The 12,607-nt window shown below is 66.3% G+C and carries 10 protein-coding genes; 7 read left to right on the top strand and 3 right to left on the bottom strand.

The window, feature by feature from the left end; all coding sequences use genetic code 11:
• Window positions 1-53: 53 nt before the first annotated feature.
• Window positions 54-827 (bottom strand): sulfite exporter TauE/SafE family protein, encoded by a 774-nt coding sequence (locus C0R46_RS14995; protein WP_102960473.1) that lies wholly within the window; start codon window positions 825-827, stop codon window positions 54-56.
• A gap of 165 nt (window positions 828-992) precedes the next feature.
• A complete protein-coding gene (locus C0R46_RS14990) occupies window positions 993-1,757 on the bottom strand; it encodes an IclR family transcriptional regulator (protein WP_245413602.1) in 765 nt (254 codons plus the stop codon).
• Window positions 1,758-1,958: 201 nt separating this feature from the next.
• Here C0R46_RS14990 and C0R46_RS14985 point away from each other — a divergent pair, with 201 nt between their 5' ends.
• The 4 genes from C0R46_RS14985 to pta all read left to right on the top strand — a co-directional run bounded on the left by C0R46_RS14985 (window position 1,959) and on the right by pta (window position 8,004).
• Complete coding sequence (locus tag C0R46_RS14985) at window positions 1,959-3,632, top strand: GMC family oxidoreductase (RefSeq protein ID WP_102960471.1); 1,674 nt, start codon at window positions 1,959-1,961, stop codon at window positions 3,630-3,632.
• On the top strand, window positions 3,593-4,933 hold the full coding sequence (locus C0R46_RS14980) for an MFS transporter (RefSeq protein ID WP_102960470.1): 1,341 nt from the start codon (window positions 3,593-3,595) through the stop codon (window positions 4,931-4,933). The genes C0R46_RS14985 and C0R46_RS14980 overlap by 40 nt, the downstream gene beginning before the upstream one ends.
• Before the next feature lie 122 nt (window positions 4,934-5,055).
• Entirely contained in the window at window positions 5,056-6,837 is a 1,782-nt protein-coding gene (gene xsc, locus C0R46_RS14975; RefSeq protein ID WP_102960469.1) for a sulfoacetaldehyde acetyltransferase, read from the top strand.
• A gap of 168 nt (window positions 6,838-7,005) precedes the next feature.
• Window positions 7,006-8,004, top strand: a complete 999-nt coding sequence (pta, locus tag C0R46_RS14970; protein ID WP_102960468.1) for a phosphate acetyltransferase — start codon at window positions 7,006-7,008, stop codon at window positions 8,002-8,004.
• Window positions 8,005-8,117: 113 nt separating this feature from the next.
• On the opposite strand, the gene pdxR is transcribed toward pta, so the two are convergent.
• Entirely contained in the window at window positions 8,118-9,593 is a 1,476-nt protein-coding gene (gene pdxR, locus C0R46_RS14965) for a MocR-like pyridoxine biosynthesis transcription factor PdxR (protein WP_102960467.1), read from the bottom strand.
• Between the two features lie 150 nt (window positions 9,594-9,743).
• On the opposite strand from pdxR, the gene tauA reads away from it, so the two are divergent.
• The 3 genes from tauA to C0R46_RS14950 all read left to right on the top strand — a co-directional run bounded on the left by tauA (window position 9,744) and on the right by C0R46_RS14950 (window position 12,481).
• A complete protein-coding gene (tauA, locus tag C0R46_RS14960) occupies window positions 9,744-10,766 on the top strand; it encodes a taurine ABC transporter substrate-binding protein (protein ID WP_102960466.1) in 1,023 nt (340 codons plus the stop codon).
• A 67-nt stretch (window positions 10,767-10,833) separates the two neighbouring features.
• Window positions 10,834-11,661 carry a taurine ABC transporter ATP-binding protein gene (locus tag C0R46_RS14955; protein ID WP_102960465.1) on the top strand — a complete coding sequence of 276 codons (828 nt, stop codon included), beginning with the start codon at window positions 10,834-10,836 and terminating at the stop codon, window positions 11,659-11,661.
• Entirely contained in the window at window positions 11,654-12,481 is an 828-nt protein-coding gene (locus tag C0R46_RS14950) for an ABC transporter permease subunit (protein ID WP_483428506.1), read from the top strand. The genes C0R46_RS14955 and C0R46_RS14950 overlap by 8 nt, the downstream gene beginning before the upstream one ends.
• Window positions 12,482-12,607: the final 126 nt, after the last annotated feature.

Below are 12,607 nucleotides of genomic sequence, written 5' to 3'. Positions count from 1 at the left end.
CGTTCAGGCCGGCGGAGGGCCAGCCGCTGCCGGCTCGTCGCACCGGTGATCGGTCAGAGAAGGGCGGCAAGTCCCTGCAGCCCGCTGACGATGGCGATAGCGGCCAGCACCACCAGAGATGCGGTTCGGTGATGATCGGAGCCGCGCCGGAAGAGCGCTTGCCCGGCCGCCGTTCCCAGCATCATCAGGGGAAATCCGGCGGCGACGACGAGGCTGTTCTGCCAGCTCCACAGCCCGGCGACAAAGGCGGCGGCAAGGGCGATCGCTGCAGTCGCGGTGAAGAAGGTCATCAGCGACGCGCGGGTCACAGCCGCCGCCATCGGCATTGCCATGTAATAGGCGATCACCGGCGGTCCCGGCATGGCCGCAAGGCCGTTGAAGAGCCCGGCCAGAACGCCGATGCCGAGTGTCACGCGCGAGGTCGGATGGCGAGCGAAGCTGCGCCCGGCAGCGATCAGCACGACCGCTGACAGACAGACGAGGGCGATTACCACCCGGGCAGCGTCGACGGAGAGAGCGGCCAGCGCCCAGGTCCCGAACGGGGACCCGACGATAGCCCCAGCCATCAGCCAGCGCAGCGACGGCCAATGCGCGACCTGCCGCACCTGCACCGCCTCATGCAGCCCGCCGACGAACTGCAGGCCGATAGCCGTCATCACGGCCGGCGTCGGACCGAGGACGAAGCCGAGCAGCGGAACGGCGGCAAGCGCAAATCCGAAGCCGGTAAAGCCACGCAGAACCGCCGAGCCCGCAATGATCAGCGCTGCGCTTGCCACCGTCACCGCATGCGGGGCGATCCACGTGGATACGGAGCCGAGATCGATCATGCGCGCAATCGTCCGCCGCAATGGCAGATGGCAGCGCCGCCGGCGGCTCGATGGATCAAATACAAGGCGGTCCACTGTGTTGGTGACATGCGGTCCCGGCTCTCGCTTAGGCAGGTCGCGCTAGCGCCGCCAGCAGGTCGGTTGGGCCGGCGGTCTGATGCGCGCTCACGTCGGCAGCGTGGCTCCGAGACGCTCGGCGGCATCCTGCACGACAGGCAGGAGCGCGACCGCTTTCTCCGGGGTGAAGCGCGGTATCGGGCCGTGGCAGGCCACGGCGGCCACAACCGTGCCGCTGCCGTCTCGCACCGGAGCGGCGATCGCGACGAGCCCCTCAAGATATTCCTGATCGTCGATGCTGTAGCCGCGCTCGGCGATCGCCGCGAGTTCGCGCTCCAGCTTGGCGCGGTCGGAGATGGTCTGCGAGGTGTAGGTGGCCAGCGACAGGGCATCGAGCGCGCTCTTGCGCTGCGCCGCGCTCATATAGGCCAGGAGCAGCTTGCCACTAGCCGTGCAATGCAACGGCACGCGCGAGCCGATCTCCAGATGCAGACGCAGCGGCCAGCGCGCTTCGACGCGATCGATATAGACGGCCTCATATCCCGTCCGCGTGACGAAGTTGCACGTCTCGTCGCATGCATTGACCAGCTGCTGCAGGATGACGTGCCGCTCGGTCGTCACTGAGGTGCGAATCGCGTTGAGGCCGAGGCGCAGGAGACGCGGCCCGACGATGAAGTGGCGCCCGCTCGGCTCGCGCGAGAGATAGCCTTCCCCTTCCAGCCGCTGGCACAGGCGGTGGACGGTCGGCTTCGGCAGGTCGAGCCCGCTGCAAAGCTCCGGCACGGTGATGGGCTGATCGGCGGCGGCAACCGCCGCCAGCAGATCCAGCGCCCGCAACATAGCCGAGCCGCTATCACGCTCTTCGGATTTCAAGCCTCGTCCCCACTGAGTGCGGCGCCTCCCTCACCTGCAGCTGTGCTCAAGCGCTCCCGCTGTCAAGCAGCCCATCGCAGAGCCACCGCACGACTGCGTCAATCCGAATGTACGTCTCATTGAATGAGACGTTACGTCTCATTTTAGTGTTGACAAGCTCCTTTTTGCCGATCAAGTTCGGAGCTGCAGGGAGGACTGCACATGACAATCGAGGAACAATTCGACTTCGCCGTCGTCGGCGCAGGGTCGTCGGGTTGCGTGCTGGCGAACCGGCTGTCGGAAGGCGGTCGCTATCGCGTGGCGCTGCTGGAGGCAGGTCCAAGCGACCGCAATCCGTGGATCCATGTGCCGATCGGCTACGGCAAGACGATGTGGAACGACCAGCTCAACTGGCGCTTCTACACCGAGCCCGAAGACGGCATGGCCGGACGCAAGATCTATTGGCCACGTGGACGCGTGCTTGGCGGCTGCTCGTCCATCAACGGGCTGATCGTCATCCGCGGACAGCGCGAGGACTATGACGGCTGGAAGGAGCACGGCGCCGACGGCTGGTCGTGGGACGACGTGCTTCCCTATTTCCGCAAGCTCGAGACCAATCCGAACTTCGCCAACGACGCGCTGCACGGCTCGGACGGGCCCCTGCATATCAGCAGCATTCCCAAGCGCCATGAGCTGATCGAGGCGGTGAAGCAGGCCGCTGTCGCCTGCGGCGTTCCGGAGACCGACGACTTCAACGGCGAGCAGCAGGAAGGCGTCGGCTACTATCAGCTCACCACCCGCGGTGGCTGGCGGATGAGCGCGGCCAAGGCCTATCTGCGGCCGGCCCGCAACCGCACGAACCTGACGATTTTCACCGAGGCGCAGGCAACCCGCGTACTCTTCGAGGGTGGCCGCGCGTCCGGCGTCGAGATGGTGCACAAGGGTGCACGCATGTCGATCAAGGCGCGCCGCGGCGTCGTCCTGTCGGCGGGTGCGGTGCAGACGCCGCAGCTTCTGATGCTGTCGGGGATCGGCCCGGCGGATCACCTGGCCGAGCACGGCATCCCCGTGCGTCACGACAGCCCCGGCGTCGGCGGCAACCTGCAGGATCACCTGCAGATCCGCCTCATCTATCGCTGCACCAAGCCGATCACCACCAATGACAGCCTGCGCACCCTCTACGGGCGCACGCTGATGGGCCTGGAATGGCTGGTCTCGCGCGGCGGGCCCATCGGCATGGGCATCAACCAGGGCGGCCTGTTCACCCGCGTGCTGCCGGAATCCAAGACGCCCGACATCCAGTTCCACATCGCCACGCTGTCGGCGGACATGGCGGGCGGGCAGGTCCACGACTTTTCCGGCTTCACGCTGTCGGTCTGCCAGCTGCGCCCCGAAAGCACGGGCATGATCCGGCTTGGATCGGCCGATCCGCTCAGCGCGCCGAAGATCCAGGCCAACTACCTCGCCAGCGAAACGGACCGGCGCTGCACCGTCGCTGCGATGCAGTTCGCGCGGCGTCTGACCCAGACGAAGCCGCTCTCCGACTATGTGGCGGAGGAGAAGCTGCCAGGCCCGGACGTGCGGACGGAGGAGGATCTCCTCGCCTTCGCGCGCCAGAACGGCGCGACGATCTTCCATCCCGCAGGCACCTGCCGGATGGGCGCGGACGGCGATCGGGAGGCCGTCCTGGATGCAAGGCTGCGAGTCAGAGGCGTGGAGGGCCTTTGGGTCGCGGACTGCTCGGTGATGCCGAGGCTGGTGTCCGGCAACACCAATGTGCCCGCGATCATGATCGGAGAAAAGGCCGCCGACATGATCCGGGAAGACGTGGAACGCCATCATCTTGGGAGGAAGACATGGCAAGCAGGGCAGAGGGAACTTCAGATCGCAATCTGAGGCGGGTCGTCGGCGCCAGCGTCATTGGCGCGACGATCGAATGGTATGATTTCTTTCTCTACGGCATCGTCGCCGGCATCGTCTTCAACAAGCTGTTCTTTCCGGGCGACGATCCGGTCGTGTCGATCCTGCTGGCCTATACGACCTTCGCCATCGGCTTCGTGGCACGGCCGATCGGCGGCCTGATCTTTGGCCATTTCGGGGACAAGCTCGGCCGAAAGAGCATGCTCGTCCTGACCCTGATGATCATGGGCGTCGCCACCATCGCGATCGGCCTGTTGCCGACCTACGACCAGATCGGGCTTGCCGCGCCGATCCTGCTGCTTCTCCTGCGTGTGGCGCAGGGTATCGGCATCGGCGGCGAATGGGGCGGCGCCGTCCTCATGGCCTATGAGTATGCCCCGGAGAACCGCCGCGGCTTCTTCGCCAGCATTCCGCAAATCGGGCTCGCTCTCGGCCTGTGCCTGTCGTCGGGCGTCACGGCTGTCATGTCGCTCCTGCCGGAGGAGCAGTTCATGGCCTGGGGCTGGCGCGTCGGCTTCCTCGGCAGCGTCCTTCTGGTCGCCGTCGGCATGTATATCCGCCTGCGCGTGGCCGAGACGCCGGAATTCGAGGAGGTCAAGTCGACCAACACGGAAGCCGCGATCCCGTTCATCGACATGATCCGCAACTATCCCAAGAACATCGTTCTCGGCATGGGCGTTCGGTACATCGACGGCGTCTTCTTCAACGTCTTCGCGGTCTTCTCGATCGTCTATCTATCGAAATACGTCAATCTGCCGCGCACGACAGCCCTGCTCCTGGTGACCATCTCGGCTGCCGTAATGGTCTTCACCATCCCCTATTTCGGTGCGCTGTCGGACCGTTGGGGCCGGCCGAAGACCTATGCCATCGGGTCGCTGCTGCTGGCGCTCAGCACCTATCCCGCCTTCTGGCTGATGTCGTCGGGAAGCCTGCCGCTGATCGCCCTCGGCATCATCGTGCCGTTCGGGGTCATCTATGCCATGTGCTACGGGCCCGAGGCCGCGCTCTTCTCGGACCTCTTCGAAGCGCGCGTGCGGTACACCGGCATCTCCTTCGTCTACCAGTTCTCCGGCATCTTCGCGAGCGGCATCACGCCGATCATCGCGACCTATCTGCTGGCGGAGGGTGACGGGCTGCCCTGGTACGTCTGCGCCTACGTCGTTTTCGCAGCATTGATCAGCATGGTGTCGGCTTTCGCCATCCGCGTGCCGGCGCCGAGCCAGGCCTATGCCGGCGCGCCGCTCACCCGCGTCGCCGCGCCGGGCAGCGCCCGCTGAACTTCCGGCGGGGGCGGTCCGCTGCCCCCGCTTCCACCGGACATGTCGAAGGACCGGCCCGACATCCAACCGGCGGCCTGCCGTCGGCAATTCGAAATCCCTCACAGAAAGGAATGCTTCCGATGAAGATGACCACGGAAGAATCGTTCGTGAAGGTGCTGCAGATGCACGGCATCGAGCACGCCTTCGGCATCATCGGCTCGGCGATGATGCCGGTGTCGGACCTTTTTCCGAAGGCCGGCATCACCTTCTGGGACTGCGCGCACGAGACCAATGCCGGCTTGATGTGCGACGGCTTCATCCGCTCCACCGGCAAGATGGCGATGGCCATCGCGCAGAACGGGCCGGGCGTCACCGGCTTCGTCACGGCGGTGAAGACGGCCTACTGGAATCACACGCCGATGCTGCTGGTGACGCCGCAGGCGGCGAACCGCACCATCGGCCAGGGCGGCTTCCAGGAAATGGAGCAGATGCGCCTCTTTGCTGACTGCGTCTGCTACCAGGAAGAGGTGCGCGACCCGAGCCGCATTCCGGAAGTCCTCAACCGCGTCATCCTGAAGGCCTGGCACAGCTCCGCGCCGGCGCAGATCAACATCCCGCGCGACATGTGGACCCAGGTCATCGACGTGGAGCTGCCGCAGATCGTGCGCTTCGAGCGCCCGGCCGGCGGCGAGGAGGCAGTGGCCGAGGCGGCCCGGCTCCTGTCCGAGGCGCGCTTCCCCGTCATACTGTCGGGTGCCGGCGTCGTCCTGTCCGGCGCGATCCCGGACCTCGTGGCGCTGGCGGAGCGGCTCGATGCGCCCGTCTGCTCCAACTACCAGCACAATGACAGCTTCCCCGGCTCTCACCCGCTGGCGATGGGGCCGCTCGGCTACAACGGCTCCAAGGCCGCGATGGAGATCATCGCCAAGGCCGACGTGGTGCTGGCGCTGGGCACCCGCCTCAACCCGTTCTCGACCCTGCCCGGATACGGCATCACCTACTGGCCGCAGAACGCCAAGATCATCCAGGTCGACATCAACCCCGATCGCATCGGGCTGACCAAGAAGGTCACGGTCGGCATCGTCGGCGACGCCGGCAAGGTCGCGCGCGGCATCCTCGGCGGCCTTTCGGATACGGCTGGGGACACTGGACGCCAGGAGCGGCGCGACCTCGCCTCGACCACCAAATCGCGCTGGCTGCAGGAGCTCTCCAGCCTCGACCACGAGGATGACGATCCCGGCACGGAGTGGAACGAGGGCGCGCGCACGCGCGATGCCGATCTGATGTCGCCGCGGCAGGCCTGGCGGGCGATCCAGGCCGCATTGCCGCGCGAGGCGATCATCTCCTCCGACATCGGCAACAACTGCGCCATCGGCAATGCCTACCCGACCTTCGAGAAGGGGCGGAAGTACCTGGCGCCGGGCCTGTTCGGCCCCTGCGGCTACGGCTTCCCGTCAATCCTCGGTGCCAAGATCGGCCAGCCGGACACGCCGGTCATCGGCTTTGCCGGCGACGGCGCCTTCGGCATCTCGATGAACGAGATGACCGCATGCGGCCGCGACGACTGGCCCGCCATCACCATGGTGATCTTCCGCAACTACCAGTGGGGCGCGGAGAAGCGGAACACGACGCTCTGGTACGACAACAACTTCGTCGGCACCGAGCTCGACCGGGACACCTCCTATGCCAGGATCGCCGAGGCATGCGGCGCGCGGGGCGTGCAGGTCCGCAGCACACAGGAACTCACCGAGGCGCTGCGCGAAGCCGTCGAGCGGCAGATGAACGCCAAGGAAACGACCTTCATCGAGGTCCTGCTGAACCAGGAGCTTGGCGAGCCCTTCCGCCGGGATGCCATGAAGAAGCCGGTGTCGGTTGCAGGCATCAGCCGAGAGGACATGCGTCCTCAGCAGGGCGCCGCATAGCGCCCGAGCCTCGGGCGGTTCGCCGCACATGAAACAGGGAGCGCCGATCATCTCGGCGCTCCCGCCGAGGCAGCTCGCCTCTAGGCACGGCAGCGGCGGACCGCCGCAGCGACTTCCGGCGGCTACCGCGCCGCCACCAATCTCCACCCGAATTGACGGAGCTCGTCCATGGACGCTCTCGATCGGCTGATCGATGCCGCGCGCGCACGACCGCGCCATATCGTGCTGCCGGAAGGCGAAGACGCCCGCATCGTGGAAGGCGCCGTCCGTGCGGCCGGTAGCGGCATTGCCACGATCACACTGCTCGGCGACGGCGAGCGCGTCCGATCGCGCCTGCGCTGTCACGGCCGTGCGGCTGACGCGGTCGCGGTGGAGGATCCACGCAACTCGCCGCTTCTGCCCGCCCTCGCCTCGGCTTACTTGAGCCGCCGTCGCGACAAGGGAATGGACGAGGAGACGGCGCTCGCCCATGTCGGCGAGCCGCTCGGCTTTGCCGCCATGATGGTGCGGGAGGGACATGCCGACGGAACCCTCGGCGGTGCCGTCGCGACGACGAGCGACACGGTGCGCGCCGCGCTGCGCATGATCGGGCGGGCCCCAGGCGTCGCCGTCGTTTCCAGCTTCTTCCTGATGACGCTGAACCAGCCGCATCACATCAAGAAAGGGACCTTCGTCTTCGCCGACTGCGGATTGGTGATCGATCCGAATGCAGAGGAGCTCGCAGCCATCGCGGTGAGTTCGGCCCGTTCCTTCGCCGAGCTGACGAGCGAGCAGCCCAAGGTGGCGATGCTCTCCTTCTCGACGCAAGGCAGCGCCAAGCACCAGAACGTCGACAAGGTGGTGGAGGCGACACGCCTCGCCCGCCTGGCCGACCCGGATCTCCTGATCGAGGGCGAGATGCAGTTCGACGCGGCCTTCATCAGTTCCGTCGCCGAGGCCAAGCATCCGACCTCCGTCCTGAAGGGCGAGGCGAACGTGTTCATCTTCCCCAATCTCGACGCTGCCAATATCGGCTACAAGGTCGCACAGCGGATCGGCGGCGCGCAGGCGCTCGGGCCGATCCTGCAAGGCCTTGCGAGACCCGCCAACGACCTGTCGCGCGGCTGCAGCGCCGACGACGTCTACAATATGATCGCGATCACCGTGCTGCAGGGCGCCGGGCACTGAACGTGATCAGCGCGTGCCACACCGCGCGCGGACCGATCGGAGGCCCCGCAGCAGGCGCATGGGCGTTGCACGCGCGGCTCGGGCATCAAGCCACGGACGGATACCATCCAAGCTCAGGCGACGGCCCGCAGGCGCGACGCGATGCGCCTGACGCCCTCCTCGATTCGATCGGCCGAGATCGAGGAGTAGGCGATCCGGAAATAGCGGCAGGGTTGGGCAGCTCCGACAAAGAAGGGAGAGCCGGATTCGACAAGCACGCCGTCGCCGCGCAGCTCTTCGGCCAGTTGGTCCGCATCGAGGCCGGCAGGCCCCTCGATCCAGAACGACGTTCCGCCGAAGTCCGACGCTCCGGCTATGCGCAAGCCTTCGGCCTGCAGGGCCGCCGCCGTGAGGGCGTGGCGCTTCTGGTACTCGAGCCGCATGCGCCTGATCACCGCATCATAGTGGCCGAGCGCCAGGAAATAGGCGGCCGTGCGCTGCAGGTGACCGGGCGGATGCCGCAGCATCAGCGCGCGCAGGGCACGCGCTTCGCGGATCAGCGGCGCTGGCGCGACGAGATAGCCGAGCCGCAATCCGGGAAACAGCGACTTGGAAAAGCTGCCGACATAGATGACGCGGCCCTCCGTATCGATCGACTTGAGAGCGGGAGACGGCGGCCTCAGGAAGCTCATCTCGAACTCGTAGTCATCCTCCACGATCAGGAAATCCTGCCGGTTGGCCGCTTCGAGAAGCTGCTGGCGACGCGCCATCGGCATCGTGGCGGCCGTCGGTGCGTGGTGGCTGGGGGTGACGAACACCGCATCCAGCTCGCCCGGCAGGCATTCCGGCCGCAGACCTTCGCGGTCGATCGCCACTGGCGTGACCTTGGCGCCGCTGAGGATCAGCGCCGCCCCGAGATCGGGATGGCAGAGCTCCTCGCAGGCCGCGTGCGAGCCTTTGTGCAGCAGAAGCTGGATCACGATCCACAGGGCATTCTGCGCGCCGACGGTAACGAGGACCTCCTCGTGGCGCGCCCGGATCCCGCGCCCGGGCAGCGTCCGCGAGACGATGTAGTCCACCAACTGCATGTCGTCCGCCGCGGCAAAGTCGCCGGCCAGCATGACGAAATCCTCCTTCGCGAGTGCGCGCCGCGCACAGTCCCGCCAGCCCGCGAGATCGAAGAGGGTGTGATCCATCTGCCCGTAGATGAAGGGGTACGGATAGCGCCGCCAGTCGAGAGGCTTGCGCACCGGCTTCGAATGCACCGCAACGGGACGCAGCCGCGCGTTCCAGTCCACCGACGACTGGCTCTGCAGGCAATTGCTCTGCTCGGACGGGCCGACGGGCGGGGCGTCCGCGATGCGGTAGGCGCTACGTCCGGTCGCGCTGACGAAACCCTGCGAGGCCAGCTCCTGATAGGCGATCGTGACGGTAATGCGCGAGACCTTCAGGTAGGCGGCGAGACGGCGCGTCGATGGCAACCGGGCCCCGGCCGGAGCGCGGCCGGACAGAATCGCGGACACGAGCGCTTCCCGGATCTGCGCCTGCAGGCCTTTTCCGGCCTCGCGCTCGACGAAGAACATCGCCTCGGAAACCGCCGACCGCATCATGCGTCGCCTACCTCAATCAATCTGGCCTTATGCAAGTTTCTATCTGGATATACGCGGCCGTGGCAATCGAGCCTTACCAATAATGCCAAGAGATTTCATCGAAGAGTTGCAGACCGGCATCAAGAGTGACTTCAACGAGAAGGAACTGACATGCGAATATTCAGAAAAGCACAATATGTAGTCGGGTTGATTGCTTTTGCGGCAGCAATGCAAGTCAATGCTGCCTGCGCGGAAGAATCGGTCGTCGTCGGCTACCAGCAGATTGTCGGCCCGTTCCTCAGCGCCATCAAGGACGGCAGCTTCGACAAGGCCGCCAAGGAAGCCGGCTACACCATCGAGTGGCGCCAGTTCAGTTCGGGCGGTGATATCTCGACTGCGCTTGCCTCCGGCGACGTGCCGATCGGCGTGCTCGGCTCCACCGGCACGACGGCAGCCGCAACGCGGGGCGTCGATCTCGAGCTGTTCTGGATTCTGGACAACATCGGCAAGTCGGAAGCGCTGGTGGCGCGTGACGGATCGGGCGTCGAGAAGCCCGCCGATCTCGTCGGCAAGAAGGTCGGAGTTCCCTACGTCTCCACCTCGCATTTCCACCTGCTTGTCGGGATGACGCAGGTCTGGAACATCGACCCGAGCAAGGTCGAGATCCTCAACATGCAGCCGCCGCAGATCGTGGCTGCGTGGCAGCGCGGCGATATCGACGCGGCCTATGTCTGGCCGCCGGCTCTCTCGGAGATCGAGAAAACCGGCAAGGTGATCGCCGATTCCGGCGAGATCGGTGCCGCCAGCGTGCCGACCTTCGACGGCCTCGTCGTCGACAAGGGCTTTGCCGAGGACAATGCCGCCTTCATGACGGCCTTCACCAAGGTACTGGCGGACTCCTACGCAGACTATGCGAAGAACGGCGCCAGCTGGACGGAGGATTCGCCGGAAGTCAAGGGAATGGTCCAGCTGATCGGCGGTAACCCGGCCGATGTTGTCGGAGCCCTGAAGCTCCTGCAGTTCCCGACTGCCAGCGAGCAGGCCTCCGCGACGTGGCTCGGCGAGGGCGGCGGTGCGGTAAAGGCGCTGACCGAAAGCGCCAAGTTCCTCGTCTCGCAGAAGCAGATCGACTCCGCGCTGGACGACTACAGCCCCCATGTCGACGGCAGCTTCGCCGCGGCAGCGGCCAAGTAGCACCGGCCTGCCTTGCCTCGGCGGCCACGGCCGCCGAAGCTCCCGTCGCCTTCCCGGAGCGTGTTCGATGATCGATGCCAAAGCCAGCCAGGTCAGGGTCAGCGGCGTCAGCCTGATCTATCCCGGGCTCTTCAGCAGCGAGGGCGTGGTCGCACTGAAGGGTGTCGATCTCACCATCGATCCCGGCGACTTCGTGGTGGCGCTCGGCGCCTCGGGTTGCGGCAAGACCACGCTGCTCAACATGATGGCCGGCTTCCTGTCGCCGACGCAGGGACGGATCACGCTGGGCGGCAACCCCATCACCGGGCCCGGCTCGGACCGGGGCGTGGTGTTCCAGAAGCATGCCCTGCTGCCCTGGCTCAATGTCATCGACAACACCGAGTTCGGGCTGAAGCTGCAGGGCGTCGGCAAAGCGGAGCGTCGGGCCCGGGCGGAGCGCAATCTCGAGCTCGTCGGCCTGCAGGACTTCCACAGGCACATGATCTACCATCTCTCCGGCGGCATGCAGCAGCGCGTCGGCATTGCGAGAGCGCTGACCTGCGACCCGGCCATGCTCTTGATGGACGAGCCGATGGCGGCGCTCGACGCCCTCACCCGCGAGACCATCCAGGAGCTCCTGCTGCAGATCTGGCAGCAGACCAACAAGATGGTCTTCTTCATCACCCACAGCGTGGAAGAAGCGCTATTCCTCGGCTCGCGCCTGATCGTCATGTCGCCGCGGCCGGGCCGGATCACCCACACCTACGAACTCGACTTCAACCGGCGCTTCCTCGCCAGCGGCAATGCCCGCGCCATCAAGTCGAGTCCCGACTTCATCGAAATGCGCGAAACCATTCTGGGGATCATCTATGGCGACGAGCGAGCTCTCGCACAGGCCGGTGCAGCGCGTGTTTAAGCTGGGCCGGGCGGCACGGCCTGCCGCACCCGGCAAGGTCTACGGCGCGCCGGGCAGCGGCGCCAGCGGCCTCATCAGCATCGCCACCGGCCTGGCACTGATCGGCCTGTGGTTCCTGGCGACGCAGCTGGGCTGGGTGAAGCCGCTCTTCCTGCCCTCGCCGATCGCCGTCTGGAACAAGTTCGTCCTGGCCCTGACCGACGGGGTGGCGAACTCCACCCTCATCCAGCACACGCTGGCAAGCCTCGGCCGCGTGATGGGTGCCTTCCTTCTCGCCTGCGTCACCGCCATTCCGATCGGCATCTTCATGGGCGTCAACCGCTTCGCGCGGGGCCTCTTCGATCCGATCATCGAGTTCTACCGTCCGCTGCCGCCGCTGGCCTATCTTCCGCTCATCATCATCTGGCTCGGCATCGGCGAGTTCCCGAAGGTCTTCCTGATCTTCCTCGCCATCTTCGCGCCGATGGCGATCGCCGCACGGGCCGGCGTGCGCTCCGTCTCGCTGGAACAGATCCACGCGGCCTATGCGATGGGCGCGACCAAATTCCAGGTGATCTTCCACGTCATCCTGAAGGCGGCCCTGCCGGAGATCTTCACCGGCATGCGGATCGGCATCGGTGTCGGCTGGACGACGCTGGTCGCGGCAGAGATGGTCGCCTCGTCCCGCGGTCTCGGCTTCATGATCCTGAACGCGGCGCAGTATCTCGCCAGCGATACGGTCATCATGGGCATCATCGTCATCGGGATCTTCGCGGTGGCCTTCGACATGCTGATCCGCCGCCTCGAGCGGGTCTTCGTTCCGTGGAAGGGCCGCGTCTAGGCCGCACCGATCCAGGCGGCCGCCGGCCGCCCACTCCATCCCCCAGCACCGGCTGCCGCGAAAGCGGCCGTCAGAGACGACCACCGACGGGCGATCGGCGGCGCATGCCTGCGCTCGCCTCGAGCT

It is taken from the genome of Mangrovicella endophytica, assembly GCF_002893625.1.
Classification (GTDB): Bacteria; Pseudomonadota; Alphaproteobacteria; order Rhizobiales; family Rhizobiaceae; genus Mangrovicella; species Mangrovicella endophytica.
Note: the sequence above shows the minus strand (reverse complement) of the source record. Positions and strands in the feature narration are given on the sequence as shown.

Coding starts and splice junctions, on each gene's coding strand:
- C0R46_RS14995 (WP_102960473.1), bottom strand. CDS start 827: ATGATCGATCTCGGCTCCGTATCCACGTGGATCGCCCCGCATGCGGTG.
- C0R46_RS14985 (WP_102960471.1), top strand. CDS start 1,959: ATGACAATCGAGGAACAATTCGACTTCGCCGTCGTCGGCGCAGGGTCG.
- C0R46_RS14980 (WP_102960470.1), top strand. CDS start 3,593: ATGGCAAGCAGGGCAGAGGGAACTTCAGATCGCAATCTGAGGCGGGTC.
- xsc (WP_102960469.1), top strand. CDS start 5,056: ATGAAGATGACCACGGAAGAATCGTTCGTGAAGGTGCTGCAGATGCAC.
- pta (WP_102960468.1), top strand. CDS start 7,006: ATGGACGCTCTCGATCGGCTGATCGATGCCGCGCGCGCACGACCGCGC.
- pdxR (WP_102960467.1), bottom strand. CDS start 9,593: ATGATGCGGTCGGCGGTTTCCGAGGCGATGTTCTTCGTCGAGCGCGAG.
- tauA (WP_102960466.1), top strand. CDS start 9,744: ATGCGAATATTCAGAAAAGCACAATATGTAGTCGGGTTGATTGCTTTT.
- C0R46_RS14955 (WP_102960465.1), top strand. CDS start 10,834: ATGATCGATGCCAAAGCCAGCCAGGTCAGGGTCAGCGGCGTCAGCCTG.